At 54.1% G+C, this 24,598-nt stretch carries 23 protein-coding genes; 1 reads left to right on the top strand and 22 read right to left on the bottom strand.

The genetic code is table 11. From position 1 onward, the window contains the following. Positions 1-206 precede the first annotated feature (206 nt). From JNK54_03105 to miaB, 15 genes are all read right to left on the bottom strand, one after another. Entirely contained in the window at positions 207-998 is a 792-nt protein-coding gene (locus JNK54_03105; GenBank protein ID MBL8023259.1) for a hypothetical protein, read from the bottom strand. Between the two features lie 73 nt (positions 999-1,071). Then, positions 1,072-1,896: a hypothetical protein gene (locus JNK54_03100; protein ID MBL8023258.1), complete on the bottom strand. Its 825-nt coding sequence runs from the start codon at positions 1,894-1,896 to the stop codon at positions 1,072-1,074. Continuing rightward, on the bottom strand, positions 1,893-2,930 hold the full coding sequence (locus JNK54_03095) for a hypothetical protein (protein MBL8023257.1): 1,038 nt from the start codon (positions 2,928-2,930) through the stop codon (positions 1,893-1,895). Before JNK54_03095 ends, JNK54_03100 begins: the two co-directional genes overlap by 4 nt. Further along, positions 2,927-4,003: an energy transducer TonB gene (locus JNK54_03090; protein MBL8023256.1), complete on the bottom strand. Its 1,077-nt coding sequence runs from the start codon at positions 4,001-4,003 to the stop codon at positions 2,927-2,929. Before JNK54_03090 ends, JNK54_03095 begins: the two co-directional genes overlap by 4 nt. Next, positions 3,997-4,461: a biopolymer transporter ExbD gene (locus JNK54_03085; protein MBL8023255.1), complete on the bottom strand. Its 465-nt coding sequence runs from the start codon at positions 4,459-4,461 to the stop codon at positions 3,997-3,999. Before JNK54_03085 ends, JNK54_03090 begins: the two co-directional genes overlap by 7 nt. Then, the gene (locus JNK54_03080) at positions 4,458-4,886 is read right to left on the bottom strand and encodes a biopolymer transporter ExbD (protein ID MBL8023254.1); all 429 of its coding nucleotides are present in this window, start codon (positions 4,884-4,886) and stop codon (positions 4,458-4,460) included. Before JNK54_03080 ends, JNK54_03085 begins: the two co-directional genes overlap by 4 nt. A gap of 74 nt (positions 4,887-4,960) precedes the next feature. Beyond that, positions 4,961-5,587: a MotA/TolQ/ExbB proton channel family protein gene (locus JNK54_03075; GenBank protein ID MBL8023253.1), complete on the bottom strand. Its 627-nt coding sequence runs from the start codon at positions 5,585-5,587 to the stop codon at positions 4,961-4,963. Positions 5,588-5,615: 28 nt separating this feature from the next. After that, on the bottom strand, positions 5,616-8,702 hold the full coding sequence (locus JNK54_03070; protein MBL8023252.1) for a tetratricopeptide repeat protein: 3,087 nt from the start codon (positions 8,700-8,702) through the stop codon (positions 5,616-5,618). 192 nt (positions 8,703-8,894) lie between these two features. Next, complete coding sequence (locus tag JNK54_03065; GenBank protein ID MBL8023251.1) at positions 8,895-9,410, bottom strand: hypothetical protein; 516 nt, start codon at positions 9,408-9,410, stop codon at positions 8,895-8,897. Further along, positions 9,407-10,261 (bottom strand): hypothetical protein, encoded by an 855-nt coding sequence (locus JNK54_03060; GenBank protein MBL8023250.1) that lies wholly within the window; start codon positions 10,259-10,261, stop codon positions 9,407-9,409. The genes JNK54_03065 and JNK54_03060 overlap by 4 nt, the downstream gene beginning before the upstream one ends. Positions 10,262-10,302: 41 nt before the next feature. Beyond that, the gene (gene mutL / locus JNK54_03055; GenBank protein ID MBL8023249.1) at positions 10,303-12,120 is read right to left on the bottom strand and encodes a DNA mismatch repair endonuclease MutL; all 1,818 of its coding nucleotides are present in this window, start codon (positions 12,118-12,120) and stop codon (positions 10,303-10,305) included. Continuing rightward, positions 12,121-12,555, bottom strand: a complete 435-nt coding sequence (locus tag JNK54_03050; protein ID MBL8023248.1) for a PilZ domain-containing protein — start codon at positions 12,553-12,555, stop codon at positions 12,121-12,123. It lies immediately after the preceding gene. A 72-nt stretch (positions 12,556-12,627) separates the two neighbouring features. Further along, positions 12,628-15,258: a DNA mismatch repair protein MutS gene (gene mutS, locus JNK54_03045; GenBank protein MBL8023247.1), complete on the bottom strand. Its 2,631-nt coding sequence runs from the start codon at positions 15,256-15,258 to the stop codon at positions 12,628-12,630. Further along, complete coding sequence (locus JNK54_03040) at positions 15,251-15,829, bottom strand: lytic transglycosylase domain-containing protein (protein ID MBL8023246.1); 579 nt, start codon at positions 15,827-15,829, stop codon at positions 15,251-15,253. The genes mutS and JNK54_03040 overlap by 8 nt, the downstream gene beginning before the upstream one ends. After that, complete coding sequence (gene miaB, locus JNK54_03035) at positions 15,826-17,190, bottom strand: tRNA (N6-isopentenyl adenosine(37)-C2)-methylthiotransferase MiaB (GenBank protein MBL8023245.1); 1,365 nt, start codon at positions 17,188-17,190, stop codon at positions 15,826-15,828. The genes JNK54_03040 and miaB overlap by 4 nt, the downstream gene beginning before the upstream one ends. An 80-nt stretch (positions 17,191-17,270) precedes the next feature. Here miaB and JNK54_03030 point away from each other — a divergent pair, with 80 nt between their 5' ends. Next, positions 17,271-18,626: a thiolase family protein gene (locus tag JNK54_03030; protein ID MBL8023244.1), complete on the top strand. Its 1,356-nt coding sequence runs from the start codon at positions 17,271-17,273 to the stop codon at positions 18,624-18,626. Between the two features lie 410 nt (positions 18,627-19,036). On the opposite strand, the gene JNK54_03025 is transcribed toward JNK54_03030, so the two are convergent. The 7 genes from JNK54_03025 to JNK54_02995 form a co-directional block, all read right to left on the bottom strand. Continuing rightward, a complete protein-coding gene (locus tag JNK54_03025) occupies positions 19,037-19,210 on the bottom strand; it encodes a Trm112 family protein (protein ID MBL8023243.1) in 174 nt (57 codons plus the stop codon). A 12-nt stretch (positions 19,211-19,222) separates the two neighbouring features. Next, complete coding sequence (xerD, locus tag JNK54_03020; protein MBL8023242.1) at positions 19,223-20,119, bottom strand: site-specific tyrosine recombinase XerD; 897 nt, start codon at positions 20,117-20,119, stop codon at positions 19,223-19,225. 3 nt (positions 20,120-20,122) lie between these two features. Continuing rightward, positions 20,123-21,202 carry a recombinase RecA gene (gene recA, locus JNK54_03015; protein ID MBL8023241.1) on the bottom strand — a complete coding sequence of 360 codons (1,080 nt, stop codon included), beginning with the start codon at positions 21,200-21,202 and terminating at the stop codon, positions 20,123-20,125. Positions 21,203-21,283: 81 nt separating this feature from the next. Beyond that, positions 21,284-21,775, bottom strand: coding sequence for a phosphatidylglycerophosphatase A (locus tag JNK54_03010; GenBank protein ID MBL8023240.1), 492 nt, complete (start codon positions 21,773-21,775; stop codon positions 21,284-21,286). Beyond that, on the bottom strand, positions 21,772-22,392 hold the full coding sequence (pgsA, locus tag JNK54_03005) for a CDP-diacylglycerol--glycerol-3-phosphate 3-phosphatidyltransferase (GenBank protein ID MBL8023239.1): 621 nt from the start codon (positions 22,390-22,392) through the stop codon (positions 21,772-21,774). Before pgsA ends, JNK54_03010 begins: the two co-directional genes overlap by 4 nt. Then, positions 22,389-23,738, bottom strand: coding sequence for a 30S ribosomal protein S12 methylthiotransferase RimO (gene rimO / locus JNK54_03000; protein MBL8023238.1), 1,350 nt, complete (start codon positions 23,736-23,738; stop codon positions 22,389-22,391). Before rimO ends, pgsA begins: the two co-directional genes overlap by 4 nt. Further along, complete coding sequence (locus tag JNK54_02995; GenBank protein ID MBL8023237.1) at positions 23,738-24,595, bottom strand: helix-turn-helix domain-containing protein; 858 nt, start codon at positions 24,593-24,595, stop codon at positions 23,738-23,740. The genes rimO and JNK54_02995 overlap by 1 nt, the downstream gene beginning before the upstream one ends. Positions 24,596-24,598 lie beyond the last annotated feature (3 nt).

Here is a 24,598-nt window from a genome sequence, read left to right as displayed (position 1 = left end):
ATTGCGAGGAAAAGGGGACGTTCTCAACTAATCAACTAAAGTTGCCGCTGTCGCATCGCCGAAATTAATCCAAGATGAAGCAAAGACGTATGTTTTTAATGTTTTTAGAGTCGGAATAAGGGAATAGCTTCGACCCAACGCATTGCCCATTTATTTCAGGAATACGTCAGATAACATGTTCGTGCAGAAAAAAAGAATGGAAAGGATTAAAATTTCAAGCCAAGCTGTAGGCCAAAATCGTAGGCGTCTCCCGTCAATCCGAGGAGAAGAAGCCCTTGAGCCTCCATTGTTCCATTGACGGGTTTCCATACCCCCCCTGAAGTCAGGTAGGCCTCCTGCGCGGTGTTGGGAAGTTTCACACCGTCAATTTTATCACGACCATGATTAATCACACGAAAATCCGCCGACAACATCACTTCTTCTGAAAGGGGGTACATGGCCCCAGCCGAGTAGCTCAATGCATTTCCCCACCGCGTGTCCCGCCCCTCGGAATAAAGCTTTAGACCAATCTGCGCATACCCGCGAACCGCCCGAAGTGGGAGAGTTAAACCCGCGTTTCCCAAAAGGCCAATCCCACCAGCCCCGAGCCCATGATCCGAATCTCCCGTTGGGAGTGACACACCAAACTCTCCCACAGCCTTGAGGGGATCGGGGAATAAATTACCAGGCAATCGATGTTTTACCGCAAAGGCAATATCCGACACACCGGAATCGTCCCGCACCCCGGACGAATCTAAAGTTTGAAATCCCCAAACTGCCCCCATTTCCCATTCATTTTTTAAAGGCATCGTAACCGTGGCACCAATTTCAGTCAAATCCGTCCCGCCAGCCCCACCACTTCCAATTCGCAGGTGCGGCGAAACATCCCATTTTTTATCCGACAGGACAGCATCGAATCCGGGTGCCCAAGGATCCAGCACATTCACGCGTGCCCACCCACAAACAGAAGACCCGATCAATCCAACGGAAAGTAAAATACGAACAGAAATGGATTTCATGTTTTCACCTTTTGATCGATTTATAGGATGATGCATTGACTCCCTGAAGGACGACTCTAAAACGAATCCCCGTCTAGTCGTCCAGATCAGCGGCGCTAAACACCTTCTTCCCTTCATTGGTTTCATCCCCCGTGGAAGCTTGCATCAGGAGACTGAAAAGAATGGAAACTCGCCGTGCAGGTAAGTCTAACATTTGATGACGAACGGCGGGAGTCAAGGAATCCACAGCCCTCAACACCGTTGACTTCCCGGGTTGGGACTGCAATTCATTAGCGACGTCAACGATCGACGGAACCGCGTCCGGTGCCAGAGAATCCGAAAATGGCAAAAACAGTCTGTTCATAAAAGCCACAACTTCAACATTTTTCCCCTTCCGAACAACCTCGATGGCGGGGCCTTCCAATATTTTATTTTTATACCCGTCGGCTAATTGGTTCCGTTTATCAATAAAACTTGCTCCTGTCCGTCGTTGTTCATAGTTCGAATAGGGGAGGACCGTCTTTGCGGCCTGTTTGCTCTTTTTTGATCGGCTCGATTTGCTCTGCCGTTGACGGGAAGGCGAAACGCTCCACGCGGGAGCGGGATCTTTCGGGAGAATTGTTGCCGAGGAAGATTCCCCCTTTCGAATGGCTCTTCTCAACCGGACATCTTTTTCAGCTTCCACAATTTTTGCAGTGCAACGATGAATATACTCCTTGGCTAAAGGATGGGTGGGCTCTTCTTTTTTTACCTTCAGGAAAATTCGAAGCGCCTTATCAAATTCCCCTTTTTCAAACAACCGAACCCCTTGGTCCGTTAATTTGGTGATATCCGCGGCTGCAAGGGATTGACCCGTCGTCGCGAAAAAAACGAGGAGCAATCCCCTGCTCACCCACAACAAGAGGGAACGGCGGTTCATGACCCTTGGTCCACCGGCAACGAAATCAAAATAGATGTCACTGACCCCCGAGGCCCAGCGGGTTCTGCATAAAAAACAAACCGATCGCCATCCAGAATTAAGGCATCCTCGAAAAAGTTTTTAAGGGCATTCACGCGCTTCAAAGCCAGGGGTTTTCCTCCTTCATCCTCATACACCGTAATCCTGTAGGGGTTGCCCGCGTAGCGCCGCATTCGGTTCAATAAGGCCCTCACCAATGGGAGGACCTGAGGCGAGATCTCCGCAGAGTCGCGCTGAAACAAAACACTGTTTTTGAATTCCACGTGGAGGACACCTAAGCGGGTGTACTGAAGGACGTCCAATTGAATGGGGTAACCAAAATACTGTTGCGGAATACCACGTCCATCGGTCAATCGCAAGATAGGGAGGTACACTTCACCCGCAAGTAAAACCATTTCGCCATCTTTAAACCCATCCCAGACCACGAGATCCTGGGGAAGGATGAGACCAGCCACCTGATACACGATTTGACTTAGGGGCCCCTCCACTTGAAACGACCAATTGGACGAATCATAACCCGCGGGGATCTCCATCCGAATGAACGGCGGTTCAGGAATCCGAACCGGGAAAGGGCTCATGGCTTGCCGCGGGTCCAAAACCGACAAATTAAGGACTTCATTTCCCGGTAAGTGGTCGACCGGGCCGGTTAAAACTTTTTCCGTTTGGCCAGGTCGGGAAAACCCCACTACTTCTTTAAAGGGAAGGTTGAACGACGGAGGGTCCAGAACAATGGGCACCTCGTCCCGGGCGCCGACCTCAATATTTTGACTCATGGATTCCACTGTCCCTGTGGAGGAACGGGCGGTGTCGGGTGTAGGAAGGGCTGCCGCCCCCCGCCCCCCTGCGTCCAATTGCCCCTGAGACGATTCCGGAGTTACGGATTCCAATCGGGGAGCTGTCTTAGAAACCACAGGAGCGGATTCGTTTGCGAATAAAAAGGGCCCTCCCAGGAAAAGGAGAAGCATGCAAAGGGAAAAACCCCATGGATTTTTCATTTGAGAGAGAACCGGAATTCGATGGACCCTTCCTCAACGATATTCCCTTTTTTGCTCGGAAGTTTTTTAAAAACCCAGCGCGATAAAGCGGCCTGAGCCAATTCGTCCAGTTCGGGATATCCCGAGGTTCGGATCAAATTGATGTTCTCCTTCACCCGGCCATCGGGTGTAACCCAAAATTGAAATTGAACGGAAGCTTCAATCCCCTTTTTCCGGGCCCATTCCGGATATTCGGGTATTTCTTGATAATCAATACCCCGGTCTTTCAGTTCACCTCTCACGGGGAATAACTCCTTCAGTCTTTGTTCTTTGGTTAAGTCCCTTGGTTTGGCCTGAATGGCAGGGAAATCCAAAACGTCCTTATTTTTATTCGTTTCCGCAAAAGTAATGGGGGCCCCGGCGTGTGTGTCTTTTTTGAGCCCAGAGGTTGGCAGCGCCGGTTCAGATGAAGGCGGCGGTGCCAAAAGGATCTTCCCCGATTTGACCGAAGGCGCGACAAGGCCCAGTTCCCCCCGCGGGGAAGCCCCCGAGGGTACCACAATCGTTTGGGTTTTATCGACAGAGATCGAGTGTCCCCCACCGGTTTCAATAGAACCAATCGTGTTTTTAGCCACCAAAAATTGCCCCCGATCAATAATTTTCTCAATGTTTACGCCAGAAGTGGAAAGGGGTTTCGAATCAGAATTCACCTGAAGGGGTGTCACTCCCCCCGCCACCAGGGGGGCAGGAATCGCCGGAGCCAAGATTCTATTAATGTCCGGGAGCTTCGGAGACGTCGTCCCCGTCGGGGTCGGAAGACTTACCGGAGGTTTAATCAGGTGGGAAAGGTCAATGGTCTTCGTCACCTTCCCTAGAACCGGTGGCGGAACAACCATACCTTGGGCCACCACACGATCGATAGCCGCCTCTCGCATTTGAATGACAATCAGGGGATTCCTCACGTTCCCCTTAAGAGGGGCCTTGACCTCCATCATAAATAAGGGCAAATGAAGGACCAGCGCCACCAGGAATAAGAAGGTGTCACGGGAAACCGGCTGTCGCCCATACACCAACTCCCACGAACGTGTCACCACGGGTTTGTCCCTCGAAGGTTTTTCGCAACTTTCTTTTCATCTTCATTAAATTCGCGAGTCCCCACAGCCACATAACGGGCCCCCGCCTCTTTGGCAATTTTAATCAAGTCTGTGAGCCCACCATACGTCACTTTTTCGTCGGCGCGAATAATGACGAAAACATCGGTGGCGTGCGTCCGAAGTTGACGGTTAATCTCTGCCCCCAAATCGGATAGGGCGACCTCGGTCGTGTTCACCGCGAGGCGTCCTTCGGGATCAACGGTTATGGAAATATTGTTTTCCAAATCTTCTTTCGACACGTGCGCTTTCGGTAAAGTGACTTCCACAGGGGCCTTGTCCATGATCGGCGATAGAATCAAGAGGATCACCAAGAGCACCAAACAGAGATCGATCACAGGCACAATATTCACGCCTCCGATCGCCCCATCGATGGTGATCCGCCGCCGGACATCGTTCATTTCTTTTTCCCCGGAACCACATTTTTGACGAGAGAAACTTCCCCCGCACCCATCTGTTTGACCCCGTCCAACACCTCGACCACTTTCCCCACAAAAACATCATCGGCCGCGCTCACCAGAACCGGCCGTTCCCGATCGGCCGCCAACCGCTCATGGAGACTGGTGAACAACACATTCAGGTTCTCAAAGGGCATATTATTCAGCCGATAGCCTTCGTCAGAAATAGCGATCAGAAGCGGAATCTTCTCTTCCGGACCAGCCTGTCCCTCTTGGCCGGAAGACGCCACTTGAGGCGTCGCCACCCGGATCATGGACTGACTGATCATGGGAGAGAGAACCATCAAAATAATCAACAACACCAACGTTAAGTCCGCCAAGGGAACCACGTTGATTTTCTCGGTTTCAGCCATATCGTCTTCGTTCATGAGATCATTCAAGTGCGAGGTCCCCCTCCAGAAGATGAGACACGGTTTCGCCCGTCTTGTTCCCGCCTGTTAAATTAAACATCCCGCCCTAAGGAAACAATCAGCGCAATCTCTTGCCCGAAAATATTCAAACTATTTAAAATATGTTTCAATTTGAAATTGAAATAGTTGTAGATGAGCGCGGCGGTCACCGCAACGACAATACCCGCCGCGGTCGCGTATAACGCTTCTGAAATACCCGCCGCCACCACCCCAGGCCCGCCGGATCCGGTCATGGCCAGGTCACGAAAGGCGGCCATCACCCCCAGCACGGTCCCCAACAACCCCAAAAGAGGCGAGATAAAACTCAAGGTCCCAAACAGCCCCAGTCGCCGACTCAAGAGAGCCTGTGTTCGTTGAAAGTAGAGCGTCAACACATGGTCCATTTCCGTTCGCTCCCGCGAATGAGACGCGGCCAACACCGCTTCCAACGCCTCCGCAATCAATCCATTTCCCTGCCCCGCCAGAACCTGAGCCTCTTTCAGCTTCCCGGCCACCACATATTCTTTCAAACTCTTGAACAAAAAGGGATCGATGTTTCCCATACGGGCAAAGAACAGGACCCGCTCAATAAAGACACCCACCATAATGACCGACAGAAACAACAACACCGGCATGACCAAACTGATTTTCAATATGCCCCAAAAACTCAACTCGTGCATGGATTCCCCCTAAGCGTGTATTCCCCTGTCATTTTTTCGTTGCCCCTTGCGCCGGCGTTTGAGACTCGATCGCGGCGCGAATGGCCGAAATTTGGGTCTGAGCCAAAATTCGGCTCGGGTCATCGGTGGCATTTTTCAATACATCCCCATACACCGATAAAGCTTTTTCGGCGTCGTTGGCGGCCAAATGGAGGTCCGCCAAAGCCAAGAGTCCCGCGATCCGATAGGGATCCCCTTTCGCACCAACGGTTAAGAGCGCTTCGTAGGATCGACGTTCACCCACGGGTTCCGAAAGAGTTTTATGAAGGCGCGCCAGCAGGTATAGGGCCTGGGGATACTCTTTCCGTTTCGAGGGAACCCGCCGGTAAGCTTCGACCGCCCGCGATTCTTGACCGACTTTTTCCAAAAACTGCCCCAGTTGAATAAAAGCCACCCCGACGTCCTCGGCCTCCGGAAAAAGTTCCGCGTAGCGAAGATAGCCCCGGGTGGTTTTTTCCACATCACCCAAACGCGCGTATGAAATAGCGGCGTTCAACACCGCGCTCCTGGACAGGTCATCATTTGGGAACGTCTTACTGAATTCCTCGAAAACAGCGGCACTTCGATCAAAGTTATTCAAACTAAAATACGACACCGCCAAATGAAACTGAGCGGGAGCGCTATTGGCATTGCCCGGAAAGCCTTGAAGGAAACTTTCGTAAGAGGCCACCGCGTCTTTGTAGTTTTCTTGCAGGAACAAAGATTCAGCCCGATAATACGACGCCTGAGACGCCCAGGAAGAACTGGGGAATTCATACAAAATCTTTTGAAAATTATTTCGCGCCGCATCGTAATTCTTTTCGTTGAAATTCTTGGCTCCTTCGCGCCAATACACATCCGCCAAAACGGGTGTCTTCGTTTCCCCTCGGAAAGCGGTTTCCATCTCGGCGACCGTCATTCCCGAATTGTAAGAAGCCAATTGAATGTAGTTGCTCACCTGATTCAACTCGGGATCGGTTGGGAAATGCCCCTTAAAACTCAAATAGCTCTCAATCGCTTTGGCCCATTCTTTCGCGTTGAAATAAGATTGTCCAATCTGAAAACGCGCGTCTCGCACGAGCGGGGATTTGGGGAAATTACGCACCAAGGTTTCGTACCCCACCACGGCTTCCAAATACTTGCCCAATTCAAAACGGGTTCGGGACGCGCGAAACAAAGATTCCGCGGCGCGACTGTCCCTGGGAAACTGAACCGATATCTTCTCCCAGGTGTCCGCGGCTTCGTTGTAGTATTCCGCCCTGTAAAGACTGAGCGCCTGCTGGTAAAGGGAAAAGGGAATCATCGTGTTTTTGGGGTCAATGAGTTCCAATCTCCGATAGTAGGAAACAGCTTCTTCATATTTCCGGGAATTAAAAGCAATGTTCCCCATATCCATGGTCAGTTTTGCCATGAGCCCTTTGTTTTCCGTTTGTTGCGCGCTTTGATACGCCCGTTGAAGAACCGGCAACGCGTCTTTCACGCTTTTGTCCATGGCGTATGCCAAGGCCTGGGCACGGAGAGATTCCGTCCGCCAGGGATGGTCCGTGGGCGCCAAAAGAACAAATTCATTAAAATATTTATGCGCCTGGGCAAAATCCCGAAGTTTCATGGCCGAGTGCCCCATCCAATACACCGTTTCAGGGAACTTTTTTTGAACTTCAGGATCGACACGACGCCACAAACTGCTGACCTGGGTGGAAATGGATTTATATTCCCCCGCGCGAAAAAAGTTCATGCACGAAAGTTCGGCCGCCTTAGCGGCGTAAGGCGTTGAAGAAAAATGTTCGGCCACCAGCTGGTAGGTGGCAAAAGCTTCCGCTTTTTTTTCCATCCGTTCAAAAGCATAGGCTTGGACCAAAAGGGTTCGAGGCGTCAGTTCCGGGTCCTCCCCCTTTTTTATGAAATCATTGGCAAGTTCCACGGCTTTTTCGTATTTCCCTTCAGCGGCGCGGGCCCAGACCAGCCGGTAATTGTTTTCCATGGTCCGGTTTTTGGCCGATCCTTTCCGCAACAACCGAATGATCTTTTTAATACTGTCCTGAGCCGCGAGAGATTCAATCAAGAGGTAGTTGACGTTCGCCGCCAAGGCCGGCTCTAATTTCTTTCGATTGAGTTTTTCTAAACCCGCTTCCGCTTTCGCGAATTCTTTCATCCGCACCCAACAACAAGCCAACCGATAAAGCGCCAGATTGTCCCAGGTCTCCGATCGATGGGACAAATAGATATCTTCAAAGGTGTGCGCCGCGAGCAAGAAATCCCCCTGGACGTAAAACGTTTCCCCCAACTCAAACCGGGCTCGGTCGGCCCATACCGAATCGGGATACGATTGGGTAATGCGGCGGAACATTCCGCTGGCTTCCGGATAGCGTCCCATTTGACGGAAACTAAGCCCCGCAAAATATTGACTGGCCGGGTTTCGATCATCGCGAAGAAAATAAGCCAACGCGCTTGGGTATTTGCGCATTTGCCACTGGATGAGACCCAGGGGAAGCATGTAGCGCGGGTGTGTTTTGTAAGCGGGATAAAGAGCTGTAATTTCTCGAAATCGTTCGTAGGCCCCTTCAAAATCACCGGCCGACAAGGTCGCCAAGGCCCACCCAATCATGGCCTCAGGAACAAGCGCCTTAACCGGACCTTCGGTCACCTCCCGATAATATCCCGCGGCTTCGTTGTATCGGCTTTGGCGCATAAGCGACGTGGCCATCCGTAACCGAACGGATTGGCGGAAATAGATGTCTTTGGAAGGAACTTCCGATAAAAGTTTGAGGAGGCGGGTCGCTTCTTCGAAATTCTTTCGGTCCATCAGCATATCCGCCACCGCGTATTGGGATCCCACTTCTTCCAATCCCGGGGCGACCTTGTGCAAAAAACCTAAATAATTGCGCACCGCTTGGTCTAATTCATTTTGTTGGTATTTGAATTGAAACGTCCGGATCGGATCAACCCGAGAATCTTTTTTCTTTGGAGCCGCCCCAAGAGACGCCGAACCCGAAAGAACAAAAAGTAGAGCTCCCAAGACAAATCGATTTCCTACCGATTTCCGGCCTCTTAAAATACAGGGAATACAACCCGCTGTTCGGTATAATCTAAATTTCATAAAAAAAATGTAAACAAAAGATTTTGTGTGCAAATAAGTCCAAATTCAGACTTAGCCCGGAATTTTCAGTTGGAGCACGGGATTTGACGAACATCCTGCTTTAAAATTTACAAAATAACCTAAATGTTATTCCTTAATTAATTCGATTGCAACACAATGGCCAACGAGGGGAAAGTTCAATAAAGCGAATGGTCAGGGGGTGACAGATAAAAGAGAACGCCCCTTTTCATCCGAACGCCGTTGATTGGGATCCCGAATGGTTTTCCCGTCCACGATGATATTGTACGCGTAATCCCCCGTGGCCAAAGAAAGAGTTAGACTCCATTGACTGGTGTTGTTTTTTCGATAGGCTTGGGGCACCCATTGGTTAAAATCCCCCACCAATTGAACGGACTTTGCGGTCGAATTGTCATAAGAAAAGGTGCGACGATAAATTGCCTTGGCCACCGAGGAGGAAAGGGAGACCTCTTCGGGTTCTGGGGAAGTGTGAAGACTCGAGGCGTTATTTTCAGGGACGGGGAGGTCCAATCCGGGCTCAATTTCTTCCCTGGGAAGGGGCGCCAACACCGGTTCGCTGTCTATCGCAGAACGTCCTATGGCGGGGGCAACGGATTTGAGACCCTGATACCGGTTCCAAGCCAAATGACCGGCCGCGGCCAAAAAACCTAAATTAAGAAGAATTAAGACGGCAATGGTTTTCCTGTTCATGGGGCCGTCGGTCCCTCAGAAAGTGTCTCTAATAGCTTCTGGAGTTTTCCCACTTTCTCCCGGAGTTCCTTGACTTCTGTTTCAAGCGTGTTTCCCTTCTCGTCCTCAATGGCAGGAACGGCGGGACCCGCTTTAGCTCCCGGGGCCCCCCCCGTGACCAATTCATCCAAGCGTTTTTCCGAATTCCCCACCCGTTTAAGGAGGGGATCCAAATACAAGGGTTCTCGCTTTACCTCTGCTTCTAATCCCGCAATGCGCCGGACCAATGTTTCGTACATATGGAAATCGACCACAGATTTTTCTTCTACGGGGGGAGGGCTCGCCACGGGGACAGGACCGGGGGGTGGTGGCAACGGGGAGACCTCTTCCGAATTTGGCCCCGGAGAAGGAACAGCAGAAACAGGAAGAACCACCGGGTCTGGCCCTTTACCTTCTTGAGGAGGAATGACAACGGTCTTTTCTTCCGGGGGAATGGGGGTGATCGGTTCTTGGGGTAAAACAGGCACCGGTTTCTTCATCACTTTTTCGGACGAGGGGGAGGCTTGGACCACCGGGATCCGTTTTGGTTTTTTCTTCTTTTTCCCGTCGTCTCCTTCCCACATCATCATGCCATCAACTTCAGGGACGGAAACATCGATCGGCCCCTGAACAGAAGGCTCCACAATGGACACGGACGGGACGATCGGATCCTTTTTTTCCGCCTTTTTTGCGGTCGACACCGAGTCGGGTTTCGTTTTGATCAATTTCCCCACCAACCCGATCAACAGAATGAAGCCGAACATGAAGGCCGCTACATAAACGGTAAACTCCATGTCCTGCATTTCTATATACGTTCTAAAGAAGTCCCTCATAGTAGGAATTTAATGGAAATAAGGCCTTTTGTCAATGAATTCTACACACGGTGAAATCGTTTCGCCAAATCATCGTCAGAAAAACGGAGAAAAGCTGGCCGACCGTGGGGACACGTCCAGGGCCGTGGCGCCCGCTGAAGTTCCTGAATGAGATGCCCCATTTCCGGGAGCGCTAAGGGATCCCCCGCCTTCACGGATCCTCGACAGGCCGCTCGGGTCACGAGGGCGTCCCACCCGCGCGGGATGCGCCCCGCTAAAATATCATCCACTAACCCCTCCAGCAAAGATCGGACCTTGTCCCCCTCCGCCAACGCGGCCGGCACAGCCAGAATACGCCAAGCGTTCCCCCCAAACGGCTCAAGGGAATACCCCAGACGTTCAAAATCCATCTTTTGGGCGAGAACAACAGCGGAGGCTTCCGGGGACGGTTCCCAAACCCAGGGCAGTAAGAGCGATTGTTTCGCCGGGATGCCCGTGGCGGCCTTTTCCGATAAGACTTCATACAAGACCCGCTCCGCGGCAGCGTGTTGATCAAAGAGAAAATAGTTTTCTTCCACGCGGGCTAAAATATACGTGGCGTAGAGTTGAGCCACGGGCTCAAACTTCGCTTCGCGAAAGTATTCCGGGGTCAGTTCTTGGGAGGACTCCAACCGATCCCCCCCCGGACCTGGGAAAAAACTTAGGGGTGATTGAACAGCAAAGGCAGCTTGGACTTCCGCCGTTGAGGGGCCCCGTTGAAATTTTGGCGCGGCAAACGACCCCCGGCCCACTCCGGAGGAAATCCCAGTGGGAAGAGGTGAAAATTCCGGTGGAACGTCGAGATCGGCCCTCGGAGCCCCAAACACGGTCCGGGGCTGAACGCTTCGGCCAAGCGCCTTTTGAATCGCACGACTGAGAAAATCATGGACTTCGCTTTCGTGGGAAAGCCGAACCTCCCTTTTCGCGGGATGGACATTGACGTCCACCAGGGTCGGGTCCACTTCGATAAAGAGCAGCGCGGCGGGGTGCCGCCCCACCAAGAGGCGGCCCCGGTACCCGTCGTAGAGAGCGTGCGAGAGCCGCCGGCTGGTCACCACCCGTTGGTTGACAAAAAAGCGTTGATACCGGGCGGTGGACTGGGGCGCGTTCACGTCCGACACCCACCCCCGCACCCGCATAAACCGTCCCGATTCGTCCACTGGTTTTAACGATTGGGCACGATCCACTCCCCACAGGGATTCCAACCGCTCCATCATCCCGGTCTCTTCGCCTCCCAGTGCGGGAAGAGACAACGTCGCTTTCCCTTCAGAAATTACGCGAAAAGCCGTCCGCGGAGCCGCCCAAGCGGCGTCTTCAACCGCACGGAAGAGGAGCGATCGTTCGGTGGGATCGGATTTGAGGAATTTCAATCGGGCGGGTACGGCGAAGAACAAGTCGTCGGCGGTCACCGAGGTCCCTCCCGGCGCGCCAGCGGGACCGTCAAACGTCACACGTCCGGCCTCCGCGCGAAGGGCCCACGCTTCAGGAGCGTCAGCCCGCCGGGTGAGTAATTCAAACCGAGAAACAGCCATGATGGAAGGCAACGCCTCCCCGCGAAACCCGAAGGTGCCCACCCGCTCCAAATCATCTAAATTGCGGATTTTGGAGGTAGCGTGCCGTTCCAGGGACAGACGAGCGTCCTCGGGCGTCATGCCTTCCCCATCATCGGAAACACGCAACCGTTTCCGCCCGGCTTCTCGCCATTCCACATCTATCCGTCCGGCCCCCGCGTCGAGAGAATTTTCCATCAATTCTTTCAGAACGGACGCCGGACGTTCCACCACCTCACCCGCGGCAATCCCGCGGATGATGTCTTCGTTCAATTTAAGGACGTGGGCCACTTATTTCAGTTTGACCGGTTTCGCGCACAGGGAGAAATAACCGCATTTTCGGAAACACACATCTTTCACACCGAAAGAAAGTTTCAATTCACAATCTTGAAAGTCTTCCGCCATCGCGTTAATCTTATCAACTGTTTCTTTTTTCAAGTGATCAAACTTAACCCCCACGCCGGTCGTATCCCCTTTCGGCGCGATCCAGGCCACGCGGCCCAGCAGTTCGACCCCTTCCAAACCGGGGACGTCCAAGAGCATTTTGAGTTTGGCGTTTCCAGACACATGGGCGAACACGATCAACGCCATTCCCCCCGCGGATAAGTTGGTCAACACCGCCGGGACTTCTCGCACGGTAGGATCCATCACAAACAAGTCCACCGGCTCCGCAATATCTTTCAATACTGGAAACCGCTTGTGACTACGTTTTTCTGCCTTCAGCATGAATCCCTCCCAGGACCAACCATGTGAGCACCGCGCTCATCATAACAAAGACCACACCAATCGAAAAGATTTTTACGCTCCCCGGACGTCCCCCTCCAGTTTTCGTTTCAACTCATCCAACGCTTGGAGCGCCGCCAAAGGAGTTAATCCGTTGGGGTTAAGGGCACGGAGCGCTTCGATCGCCGGATGATCGGAAAAAAGATCCCGCTGTCCTTTCGGCGCTTGCCGGTGTTCGATTCGCCGCCCCGCTTCAAATCCCTTCAACAATTCTCTTGCCCGGGTGACCACGCCCGCTGGAAGCCCCGCCATTTGGGCCACATGAACCCCGTAGGACCGATCCGCCGGCCCCGAAAGAATCTGGTGAAGGAACACCAGCTCACTTTTTCCGTCCGGCCGGGTCCATTCGCGCACCGCCGCGTGATGGTTCTTCACCCGCGGCAGAAGATGGGCCAATTCTGTCAATTCGAAATAATGGGTCGCAAAAAGAACCTTAGGCCCCAGCCGTTCCGGGGTGCCCGCCAACCACTCAGCCGTGGCCCACGCCACCGCTAAACCGTCGTAGGTCGAGGTCCCCCGCCCCACTTCGTCCAAGATCACCAAACTTCGGGAGGTCGCGTTCAACAGGATGTCCGCCACTTCACGCATTTCGACCATGAAGGTGGAGGCCCCGCCCGCTAAATCATCCCCCGCCCCAATCCGGGTAAAAATCCGATCCACCAATCCCAAACGAGCTTTTGCGGCGGGAACAAAAGATCCCATTTGGGCCAAAACCGCTGTCAAGGCCGCCTGTCGAAGATAGGTGGATTTCCCCCCCATGTTCGGGCCGGTCACCAGGAGAAGACGTTCCTCCTGATCATCCAAATAAATATCGTTCGGAACGAAAGCCCCGCCGCCTCGCGATTCCAACACCCGCTCCACCACGGGGTGCCGCGATTGATCGGCAACAAACACATCGGCGTCGGTGATTTCCGGGCGAACCCAGCGACCCCGTTCGGCGCTTTCTGCCAAGGCCGCCAACGCGTCCGATTGCCCCAACGCTTCAGCCAAACGGAAAAGAGATTCCCGATGAGCCAAAACCCGGTCCCGCAATTCCGCTAAAAGTTCGCGCTCCAACGCCAGAGCTTTCTCATCTGCCCCCAGAATTTTTTCTTCTTGGGCCTTCAGTTCCGGTGTGACATACCGTTCCGCGTTTACCAATGTTTGTTTCCGAATCCAGTGGGAAGGGACCTTCCCCAAATTGGATTTCGACACTTCCAGGTAATACCCAAAAACAGAAGTGAACCCGATCTTCAATGAACCGATGCTGGTCTTCTCCCGCTCTTCCGCTTCTAACCCCGAGATCCATCCTCGCCCCTGGGAAGCCAAGGCCCTCAATTCATCCAACGCCGCCGAATAACCCTCCCGAATCACTCCCCCCTCCGCCAAACGCATGGGAGGGGCGTCCGCTAAGGCCGACTCTAAGAGGTCCCGGAGTTCCGGAGGGACATGGAACGCCTCCGACAGGGCCCCCAACGGATGGTCTCCCGTGAGAGTCACCGATTCACTTAAAATGCTTCCCGCTTCAGGCGCCAACCGAATCGTTCGCCGGAGCGCGCTCAAATCCCGGCCGGTCACGGTTCCGGCCGTTAAACGTGATAAAATCCGTTCTAAATCCGCGGTCTCCCGGAGGAGTGTTTGAAGCTCCTTCCGTTCCCGTCGGGCGTTAAAAAAATATTCCACGCGATCCTGTCGTTCCCCAATGGCCTTCCGATCCATCAAAGGACGGAGCAACCAGGCGTTCAACCGCCGGCCTCCCATGGCCGTGGCGGTGATGTCAATCAAATTCCATAGGCAGGTGGGAACCCCGGTGGGCCGGGCCCCCGGCTCGGGCAAAAGATCCAATCGCCGAATCGCTCCCTCATCCAACACCATGAACTCATCGAGGTTGAAAACCTGGGGAGGGCGGAGAGCGCCCAACGCCGAAGCTTGGTTCTTTTCTACATAGGAAAGCAATGCCGCCACCGCCGGTCGCGCCGGATGCCCCACCGCCAGCCCAAACCCGGCCATCCCCGAAACCCTGAAAAGAGTTTCCGCCCGTCGATCTAACCCCTCGTCCATAAAGAGAAGCGAGGGGACGGAGGTCACTGTCCGACCCAGGGGAGCCACCACCCCTTCGGGCCAAAGGATTTCACGAGGCGAGATCCGACCCAATTCATCCGCCAACCGTCGAACCGCAGAGTCCCCTTCTCCAAAACGGGCGTAGCGGAATTCCCCTGTGGACATATCCGCCCAAGCCAAACCGGCCCCCCTTTTTTCCTGAGAGGGCCAGACCGCCGCTAAAAAATTATTTTCTTTCGCCGACAGGAGTTCTTCCTCCAACACCGTCCCCGGGGAAACGATCCGAACCACATCCCGGGCCACCATCCCTTTCGCGGCGGAAGGGTCTTCCATCTGTTCCGCCACCGCCACCCGCAACCCCTGTTTCAAGAGTTTCCCAAGATAACCCGAGAAAGCGTGATGGGGAAACCCACACATAGGAACCCCCTGCCGCTGGGTCAACACCAGTTCCAAAATAGGGGCCGCACGCCGGGCGTCTTCTTCAAACAACTCATAAAAATCGCCCAACCGAAAAAACAGGAGCGCGTCAGGGTTCTTGGATTTCAAATTTCGGTATTGCCGCATCACCGGCGTGAGGTTAACGGAAGGAACGGATGGTTCAGTCATGAAAGAACCCCTTTACCTGTTGAAGCCGTCGGATGGATTTCTCCGTGGCCAATACCCGGGTCACAAATGTTCGGGTTTCTGAAAAAGGAATATCCTGAATCGTCAGGGGTCCGTTTTTGATCCATTTGCGCACATTTCTCGGGCCGCCATTGTAGGCGGCCAAAAGGGCCACGGGATCCTCTCCAAACTCCTGGCGCAAGACCCCGAGGTAATGGACCCCCAAGCGAATATTCGTTTCCGGATCGGCCAAATTCGTCTGGGCGGGATCCATTCCCAATCGCATCGCCATTTCTTTTCCTGTTTCAGGCATGAGCTGCATCAACCCCACGGCCCCTCGATGGGACTTGGCCGTCTTTGAAAATCCGGATTCCACCCGCACCAGCGCCAGGACAAAAAACGGATCAAAGTTTTCGGCCGTGGCGTAGGTCTCAATCAGGTCCATGTGCATGAGCGGGCGGGCGGCCCGCCAGACCAGCTGAACTCCAAGGAACACCACCACCCCACACAAAAAAATCACCCCGATAAATTTCCCCCGCCTTCGCGGGTTCAACCGCCGCCCCGTAATCCTCATGGCAATCCACGCCTCTCTTCAAGGACGCGTCCATAAAGCGTTTTCCCTTCCACTCGGTCAACACGGGCCCTTACCACAGCCCCTACCCCGGGATGATGGTCCGAGGTCACAAACATTTTCCGACAGTGTTCCGTGCGCCCGTCCAATTCAAACCCGTCCTCCAGAGATTGAACCGCCTCCACCAGAATGTTCTGGTTCTGTCCGGCCAACGCGGCCAGTTTTTTTCGTGAACGGGAATCCGTTTCATCCATCAGCCGCGCCAAACGTTCGTCTTTCACCCATTCCGATACGTCATCTGTTTCTTTCGCTGACCCCGTCCCCGGGCGCGGCGAATATTTAAAGGTGTAAGCCCCATCAAAATCCGCCTCCCGCACCAACCGAAGCGTGGCTTGAAAATCCTCTTCCGTTTCCCCAGGAAACCCCACAATAAAATCCGTGGTCACCGCAATTCCTGGAACGTGCCGCCGCAAAGTCTCCACTTTTTGAACAAATTCGTCCCGGGTGTAAGTTCGTCGCATCCGGGCCAACACCGGGTCCGACCCCGATTGGACCGGCAAATGAATATGCGGGCACACCCGCTGAGTCGTCCCCATTCTCCGTGCGAAATCTTCATCCACGTAATGGGGGTGCGGGCTCATAAATCGGATCCGGCGAACCCCCGGCACCCGGTCGACCGCTTCCAGCAAATCCGAAAAGTTTCGGATGTCCCGTCCCGTCGAATCCGCGTTTTCACCCGTTGGTCGGTACGAATTGACCGTTTGGCCGAGCAAAAGGATTTCCGGCTGCCCCTGGGCCGACCGTTCCGCCACCTCCGCCAAGACACTGGCCGCCGGACGGTAAAGTTCCCGCCCTCGCACCGAGGGGACCACACAATAGGTGCAAACGTAATTGCAGCCCCGCATGGTCGTCACGAAAGCGGTGGTTCCCTCCCCCGGCAACCCCAGAGCGCCTAAACCGGGGGCCCACCCCCACGCATCGGTCCATTCCTGCTTCCCATCAAAGGAAGGGGCCGGCAAATGATCCTCCAACAATTGATCAAAATCCGCGATGGACTTCGCCCCCACCACCAACCCCACTTGGGGGAACCGATGGCCTAATTTATCTTTCAATCGTTCCGCCGCGCATCCGGCGAAAATCAACAACCGACCCGGCACCGCCTCTTTCCAATCGGCCAAACGTCCTAAATACGAGAGGGCCTTGTGTTCCGCGTGATCCCGCACGGTACAGCTGTTGACCAACACAATATCCGCCCGACCCAACTCCCGCGTGGACCGGTACCCCCGTGCCCGAAGTCGTCGCCCCATCTCTAGACTATCGGCAACATTCATCTGACACCCAAATGTCTCTACGTAAAAACGCATGGCGGCATTATACAACTCTTGCAAGGTTTTCCCGTTGACAAAGTCATTACTTGGGGGTAGGTTTAAACAAGAGGCGAACCATGAAACCAACTCAAAAAAAAGTGGTCATCTGCGGGGGCGTCCGAACCCCTATCGGGCATTTGGGAAAAAGCCTCGCCGGATTCCTCCCCGAAGACCTGATGGAAATGGCTATTCGGGAGATCATCCAGCGGACGTCTCTCTATCCCCACGCCGTTGATGGTGTTCTGGTGGGGTGGGTGGGCCAGGGATCCCACGCCCCAAACATCGCCCGGGTCTCCGCGCTGAAAGCGGGTCTTCCTGAAAAAGTCCAAGCCTACACCATCCAACAAAATTGTATTTCCAGCCTGGAAACTGTCGCGAGCGCCTACCGCCACATTATCATGGGAGACGGCGACCTCTACTTGGCCGGCGGAACGGAATCCATGTCCAATTTCCCCTACGCCATCCGTGGCCCCCGGGACCATAAAAAACTTCGCTCACTCGAAACCGTTAAAACCCATTGGGCCGAACTTTGGAACGACCCGGAGATTACCATCACCGACACCACGGAAGAAGGCCTCACCGATCCCATCCACAAAATCAACATGGCGGCCACGGCAGAGATATGCGCCCAAATCTATTCCATTTCACGGGAGGCCCAAGACCGATATGCCCTGGACAGTTACAGGAAAGGCCTGGAGGCGGAAAAACGGGGTTTCTACGACACCCACGTGACTCCGGTCAAAAAAGGGAATACCCTTGTTCTCAGCCGCGACGAGAATCCATTTTTACGGCAAAGTTTAGTGGAAAAACCACGGATGATGGAGAAGGCTCCAACTCTTTTCGACAACGCCGCCTATCCCATTAAAAAGTTTTATCAGGATAACGGAGCGTTCATCCTTGGGAAAATGTTTGAAGAAGAGAAGACGAAGGGGACCGTCAGCCTGTTCAACGCCTGCTCCCGATCCGACGGGGCCGCCGTCCTCATTGTGACGTCGGAAGAAAGGGCCCGGACCTTGGGTCTCGAAATTTTAGCGGAGATCCACTCCTGGGGTTTTTGGGGATCCAATCCCGCGTATATGGGGATCTCTCCCGTGTTTGCGGCGGGGCTCGCCCTGGAGCGAGCCGGAGTCCGTTTTTCCGAACTGGATCACATCGAACTCCACGAAGCCTTTGCCGCCACCTGCCTGTCCATTTTCCGCGTCGGAAAAGAAAAATACCGACAAAACTGGGAGTCCGCCTACGACCAAGGCATCGTGAACCCCAACGGCGGAACCTTGTCCCTAGGGCATCCCTTAGCGGCCACAGGAGCACGCCTCCTCCTCAACCTGGTCTATTCCATGAAAGAAGACCCCAACTCCCACCTAGGCATGGCCGCCGCCTGCGCCTCCGGAGGACTAGGCGGCGCCATGATCCTAAAAAAGTTCGGAACATAAAAACAAAAAGGACGTAAGAAACTTGTTCCACAGGCGGTTGCCTTTGACAAACCGATTCCACCAGTGTGAAGACATTCCCCAGCCCGGAATCCCCAGTTGAGCGCGAGGACCGGCCAGGCTCAGAGAGCCTGGCACCTGAGGCGGTCGCTCCCACGCGACATTTCCGCTAGCGCGGTCAGCAGAGCCGCTGATGCGAGACGGAAAAAGCGGGCTTTTTTACGAACAAAAAAGTGCAGGTCGTAGGCCGCTCCCACGCGGGCCATTCCCCCTTGGCATTCCTGGCTAGCGCCGTCACACTTCCGCTCGCGCGGTCGCGGGGACTACGGACAAACTTTTTTGGGATGGAAAAAGGCCCGATTTTTTTGTCGAATCCCGTGATCCAACTGGGGATATTGGGCTAGGGGTATATGCTAAGAGACGATGGTTGTTGCCTGATCCACGAGCATGACGGGAATGTCTTCTTTAACCTCGTAGGAAAGGTTGCATTTAACACAGTGAAGACGATTTTCCTTTTCTTTGTAATTCACTCCCCCTTTGCATTTGGGGCAAGCCAAAATATCCAGTAACTCTCGTGATAATGTCATGGGTCTCCTCTCTTATCCTCGGGGATGAAACTTCTTATGGGCTTTTTTAATGGCGTCCCTATCGAGGTGGGTGTAGATTTGGGTGGTGGAGATATCCGAATGGCCCAACATTTCCTGGACCACGCGAAGATCGGCCCCTCCCTTTAACAAATGGGTGGCAAAAGAATGACGAAGAACATGGGGACTGATTGGTTTCCGGACCCCCGCGTCACGCGCCCAGTTCCGAAGTTCATACCAAAAAGCTGTTCGGGTGAGCGGACGATCGCCGCGCCCCACAAAAAGAGGGCCTGCCGTGTTCTTAACCTCAAGGGCTTCACGGTAAATTCGTACCGAGTGAATCGCCCGTCGGTTGATCGGGACCACCCGTTCTTTCCCCCCCTTTCCAAACACTCGCACAAAACCAACCTCAAGATCAATGCCTTCCACCGTCAACCCCACCAGTTCGCTCACTCGCAATCCGGCGGCGTACAACAACTCCAACATGGCTTTAAATCGAAGGGTTTTTACTGTGATTTTCGGAGAATACCCCAGCAGCCGAGAAACGTCGTCCACCGACAGAACTTTCGGGAGGCGTTCCGAGGTTTTGGGAGTGGAAAGTTGAACCGTAGGGTCAGAAATGGAATGTCCCTCCACCTGCAAAAATCGATGGAACTGCCGGAGGGATTCTGAAAGTCGATAGAGGCTGGACGATTTAAGCGGTGCGGCCCTTCTTTTCCAGAGGAAATCAGACAAGTCGCCGGGAGTGACATCGGAAACAGGGACACCCCGCCCTTCTAAAAAAATAAAATAGGGACGAAGATCCGACCCATAAGCCGACACGGTGTTCCGCGCCAGCTTTCGTTCCACCCGCAAATGATCCAAAAATTCCCGCAAAATCGGCGGGACGTCCGTCCCCACCGAACTCCCCATAGGTTAGGCTTTGACGGTCCGGGGAGACTTTACGGTTTCTTTTTCTTTGGAAACGGGTTTGGTCTCAGCGACAGGAGGTTCGGTGGAATCGCCCAACAGTTTTACCCGTACCGCTTTCTCAATTTGATCGGCCACCAGGGGGTTTTCTTTCAGAAAGTTCCGGGATTGCTCACGGCCTTGACCCAAGCGATCCGTGTTGTAGAGAAACCACGTTCCCGCTTTTTCCAAAACGCCGGCGGTCACACCCATATCCAATAAACAATTTTCTCGGGCGATCCCTTCGCCAAAAATCATGTCGCACTCGGCCTGTTGAAACGGAGCCGCCAATTTATTCTTGACCACTTTAATGCGCACCCGATTTCCAACGACTTTATCCCCAACCTTAATGGATTCCACTCGTCGGATATCCAACCGAACGCTTGAATAAAACTTGAGCGCCATGCCCCCGGTTGTCGTTTCGGGATTACCGTACATCACCCCGATTTTCATCCGCAACTGATTAATGAAAACAACGCAGGTTTTAGACCGGGCAATATTGGCGGTCAATTTACGAAGCGCCTGACTCATCAGCCGGGCCTGGAGTCCCACGTGAGAATCGCCCATTTCCCCTTCGATTTCCGCCCGGGGAACCAAAGCCGCCACCGAGTCCACCACCACGATGTCGAGAGCCCCGCTCCGGACCAGTTGATCGGTAATTTCCAAAGCCTGTTCACCGGAATCGGGTTGTGAAATGAGAAGGTTTTCGGTGTCCACGCCCAATTTTTTGGCGTAGTCGGGATCCATGGCGTGCTCGGCGTCAATGTAAGCCGCGGTACCTCCCGATTTTTGGGCTTGAGCCACCACTTGAAGACAAAGTGTCGTTTTTCCGGAAGATTCAGGGCCATACACTTCCACCACGCGGCCCCGCGGAAAACCACCAATTCCCAGCGCCACATCCAAGGGAAGGGCCCCAGTGGGAATGACTTCCACGTGCACGCGGCCTGTCTTTTCCCCCAACTTCATGATGGCTTCCTTCCCATGCTGCTTTTCAATCGTGGCCAGAGCCAAGGACAGTGCTTTACCTTTTTCTTCTTTCATATTCATAAATTGCCTCCAGGGCAGTCGGTCAGGAAAAGACCATGCTATAACATCGTCGACGGAAGGTCAAACGAAAAACAAGGGATTTCAGAACCGCAACAACAACCGCGTCAGGACGTTGGCCAGGACCCCCGCCACCAGGTCGTCGGCCACAATGCCCCATCCGCCCGGCAGTCGGGCCGCGGCCCGACCCCAGGGCCCCTTCAAAACATCAAAAAACCGAAACGCCACAAACGCGGTGACCAACGAAACAGGATCCCGGGACAAACCGATAACCGCCACCCAAACCCCGGCCACCTCATCAATAACGATCCGCGGATCATCGTGGGTCATCCACCGTTCCGCCCGATCACTGACACCGATCGCCAACGCAATCATAAGCAACGTCAGAAGAAGAAACCACGACCCCGTAGGGAGAAACCAAACCAACCCCCACCCCACCAAGGTTCCCAAGAACCCACCGCCCTTCATTTTGCGAAAGGGGATGAGATGATACGGGGCCCATCCCACAAAACCAACCGTGGCTAAACACAAGATGCCCCAACGCCCGAGAGGCTCGCCCCAACGTTTCACGTTCATGTTTCCTCCTGCAAAAGGCCCCGATGTCGCCAAAGGTAATTTACACCGGTCACGATCGAGATGGCGGTGGCCGCAAAAACCATCCAATAGGGGGTCCACGCCAAAAGGCTCGCCGCTTCGCCCCGCCAGCCTCCGTGTTGTAAGAGACCCACCAAGGAATACCCTCCAAATCGTTCCAAACCCGAGGTGATGATCAGTGTCAACAAAATCGTAATAATGGCGGTGTTCTGAACAGAGGTTTTGAATTTCCCCCCTTCGTCCGCCGGGACCAATGTTCCCCGACTGGCCGCCACCCCCCGAAGACCCGTAATCAGAAATTCTCGCCCCACAATCGCCACCACCATCCAGGACGAAATGTGCAACTCTCGAATTTCAACGAAAAGGATGAACGCCGAGGTAATGATCAGTTTGTCGGCCAGGGGATCCAAAAAAATGCCCAAAGACGTCACCAAGTTCCGCTTTCGGGCGATATAACCGTCCACCAAATCCGTCACTCCCGCCCCCACAAAGATGAGAAGGGCCGCCACGCGAGCGTAGACGTTGTCCACATAGGTGAACACCATAAAGAACGGAACGGACAGCAACCGGGCCACACTGAGTCGGTTGGGAAGATTCATGGGACAAGGACCAACCGTCGGGAGGAGGACTTCCCGCTCTTGCGAGGGAGAAGTTCTCCCTTCAAATGAATTCCCTCCACTCCCGTGATACGGCAAGAATAAAATCCCGGTGTGGTCGGATGACTCTTCAGCTTTACCCCCCCATCCACTTCCGGAGCTTGATGAGCGGCCCGAGCGGACCAACCGCCCCCAGGTTCCCGTTCCACTAAGACATCGACAGTCTGCCCCATCCGAGACCGATCTTTTTTTGTTTTCACGATCCGGTGCGCCTCCAAGAGGCGTTGCCACCGTTCCGTAACCACTTCCGGCGGGACAAGACCTGGCAACCGCGCGGAAGGGGATCGGGTCTCAAAGGAATAGGGAAACACCCCCACGTGTTCAAAATAACCATCCTGAACCACAGAAAGGACCTGATTGAAATCCGCTTCCGTCTCCCCAGGAAACCCGACAATGAAGGTGGTTCGAAGAGCCAGCCCGGTCACTTGGTTACGCAACCGGTCCAAGAGTGACCGGGTTTTCCCGTGGCCCCACTCCCGTCCCATGGACTTGAGGATGCGATCAGACATATGTTGGAGAGGCATGTCGAGATACCCACACAATTTCGGCTCATTGGCCAATAAATCCATCAGGGGCTTATCCACTTCAGAAGGGTACGCGTACAAGAGACGGATCCACCGCAGGTCCGTCCAGACCGCCATCCTTTTAACCAGGGGGACCAACCCCAGGCCTTTCCGATCGGACCCATAATCCGTCGTGTCCTGCGAAATCAAAACCAGTTCGCGCACCCCGCGCTGGACCAGGCTTTCGCCTTCTTTCAGAATGTCCCCAGGAGGGCGACTCTTCAAGGAACCACGCAATTGGGGAATGATGCAAAAGGTGCACCGATGGTTGCACCCTTCCGAAAGGCGTAAATAAGTCGACAACTGCCCGTCCCAAAGAGGCCGCGGGGTGTTCGCGTCATGATACCCCGATGGGGTGAGAGTCGGTCGCGTCATCCCCGCCGAAGCGGAACGCTGGGCCAGAACGTCCGGAAGCCGGTCCAATTGCCCCGTTCCCAAAACAGCGTCCACCCCGGGAAGGGAATTCTTCTTTAAAAACTGTGCGAAACAACCGGTGAGAACCAGAAAAGCGCGGGGAGCCGCACGACGAACATGGCCCAATGTTTCCCGAGCCTCTTCCCGGGCCGCTTCTAAAAAACCACAAGAATGGACGACCACAAGATCCGCGTTGGGAATATCCGCCGTCATGTCCCACCCTTCCCGGGCCAGCCGGGAAGACATGCTTTCGGCCTCCACTTGGTTTTTGGCGCAGCCAAGAACCACAAAGGCCACGCGACCTCGGGGCATTAGCGGAACGCCGGTTCCGTAGAGGTAGACGTCGGAACCGGGCTCCGTGAAGGCGAACTTTGCGACGGAAGCGAATCCGGGGCGGTCGACGGTGGATTTCGATTTGCAGGACGAGGTGGCCAAAGGACATCCCCCGCCGTGGCCACGGTAGATTCCGCCATGGTCTTCCCATCAACGGAAACCGCGACCCGAGACAAATTTCCGGCCCGTAAGCGGAGAGTCGAATCAAAGGGAAAACTTCGCACTTCCCCAGCCGGCAACGTACCCTCAAATCGAACCGAGCCGTCCAATCGGATCCGAAGCCAAACAGACTCTTTGATTCGGATAAGAACCGTATGGGCTGAGGTGGGTTCCGTGGAAGGATTGCCCGCCAGAAGGGGGACATGGAGAGGAGCGGTGGAGGAAAAAACGGGTTCAGATTCAGTCACCTGACTTAAGGGTCTCATGAGACGTTTCATTCCGGTCTCCTGACGACGGAAATAAAGGAACCCGCCCCCCACCGCCAACATGACCGCCAATCCAAAAAGAAACAACCGAAGTGGGATCAGCGATTCATTGGCGGTGGATTCAGACACGGTGGCCGGATGAATGGCCGCGGGTTTATTCGTCTGACCCAATTGTTCCCGGACTTGGGTTCGAAGGACTTCCCCCTCCAGCCCGAGGTGCTCGGCGTATTTGACTAGAAACCCTTCCAAAAAGACAGGAGCCGGAAGTTCGTCCCACCGCTCTTCTTCAAGCGCTTTTAAAAAACGGCTTTGAATACGAAGGGCCACATAAACATCGTCCAGGGTCAACCCCTTTTGAAGACGTCGATTTCGAAGTGTTTGCCCGATGGCCCCGGGACTGGAATCTGTCATAGA

The sequence above is a fragment of the Elusimicrobiota bacterium genome (genome assembly GCA_016788905.1).
In the GTDB taxonomy this organism is placed as follows: domain Bacteria; phylum Elusimicrobiota; class Elusimicrobia; order FEN-1173; family FEN-1173; genus JADKHR01.
Note: the sequence above shows the minus strand (reverse complement) of the source record. Positions and strands in the feature narration are given on the sequence as shown.

What these genes read in the sequence shown, in the direction of transcription:
- JNK54_03080 (MBL8023254.1), bottom strand. Translation starts at nt 4,886, where the DNA reads ATGAACGAAGACGATATGGCTGAAACCGAGAAAATCAACGTGGTTCCC.
- miaB (MBL8023245.1), bottom strand. Translation starts at nt 17,190, where the DNA reads ATGCGTTTTTACGTAGAGACATTTGGGTGTCAGATGAATGTTGCCGAT.
- JNK54_03025 (MBL8023243.1), bottom strand. Translation starts at nt 19,210, where the DNA reads ATGACATTATCACGAGAGTTACTGGATATTTTGGCTTGCCCCAAATGC.
- JNK54_03070 (MBL8023252.1), bottom strand. Translation starts at nt 8,702, where the DNA reads ATGAAATTTAGATTATACCGAACAGCGGGTTGTATTCCCTGTATTTTA.
- JNK54_03100 (MBL8023258.1), bottom strand. Translation starts at nt 1,896, where the DNA reads ATGAACCGCCGTTCCCTCTTGTTGTGGGTGAGCAGGGGATTGCTCCTC.
- JNK54_03060 (MBL8023250.1), bottom strand. Translation starts at nt 10,261, where the DNA reads ATGAGGGACTTCTTTAGAACGTATATAGAAATGCAGGACATGGAGTTT.
- pgsA (MBL8023239.1), bottom strand. Translation starts at nt 22,392, where the DNA reads ATGAATCTTCCCAACCGACTCAGTGTGGCCCGGTTGCTGTCCGTTCCG.
- JNK54_03040 (MBL8023246.1), bottom strand. Translation starts at nt 15,829, where the DNA reads ATGAGGATTACGGGGCGGCGGTTGAACCCGCGAAGGCGGGGGAAATTT.
- JNK54_03010 (MBL8023240.1), bottom strand. Translation starts at nt 21,775, where the DNA reads ATGAACGTGAAACGTTGGGGCGAGCCTCTCGGGCGTTGGGGCATCTTG.
- JNK54_03065 (MBL8023251.1), bottom strand. Translation starts at nt 9,410, where the DNA reads ATGAACAGGAAAACCATTGCCGTCTTAATTCTTCTTAATTTAGGTTTT.
- JNK54_03085 (MBL8023255.1), bottom strand. Translation starts at nt 4,461, where the DNA reads ATGAACGATGTCCGGCGGCGGATCACCATCGATGGGGCGATCGGAGGC.
- JNK54_03050 (MBL8023248.1), bottom strand. Translation starts at nt 12,555, where the DNA reads ATGCTGAAGGCAGAAAAACGTAGTCACAAGCGGTTTCCAGTATTGAAA.
- xerD (MBL8023242.1), bottom strand. Translation starts at nt 20,119, where the DNA reads ATGGGGAGTTCGGTGGGGACGGACGTCCCGCCGATTTTGCGGGAATTT.
- JNK54_02995 (MBL8023237.1), bottom strand. Translation starts at nt 24,595, where the DNA reads ATGACAGATTCCAGTCCCGGGGCCATCGGGCAAACACTTCGAAATCGA.
- JNK54_03105 (MBL8023259.1), bottom strand. Translation starts at nt 998, where the DNA reads ATGAAATCCATTTCTGTTCGTATTTTACTTTCCGTTGGATTGATCGGG.
- rimO (MBL8023238.1), bottom strand. Translation starts at nt 23,738, where the DNA reads ATGCCCCGAGGTCGCGTGGCCTTTGTGGTTCTTGGCTGCGCCAAAAAC.
- JNK54_03030 (MBL8023244.1), top strand. Translation starts at nt 17,271, where the DNA reads ATGAAACCAACTCAAAAAAAAGTGGTCATCTGCGGGGGCGTCCGAACC.
- mutS (MBL8023247.1), bottom strand. Translation starts at nt 15,258, where the DNA reads ATGACTGAACCATCCGTTCCTTCCGTTAACCTCACGCCGGTGATGCGG.
- recA (MBL8023241.1), bottom strand. Translation starts at nt 21,202, where the DNA reads ATGAATATGAAAGAAGAAAAAGGTAAAGCACTGTCCTTGGCTCTGGCC.
- JNK54_03095 (MBL8023257.1), bottom strand. Translation starts at nt 2,930, where the DNA reads ATGAAAAATCCATGGGGTTTTTCCCTTTGCATGCTTCTCCTTTTCCTG.
- JNK54_03075 (MBL8023253.1), bottom strand. Translation starts at nt 5,587, where the DNA reads ATGCACGAGTTGAGTTTTTGGGGCATATTGAAAATCAGTTTGGTCATG.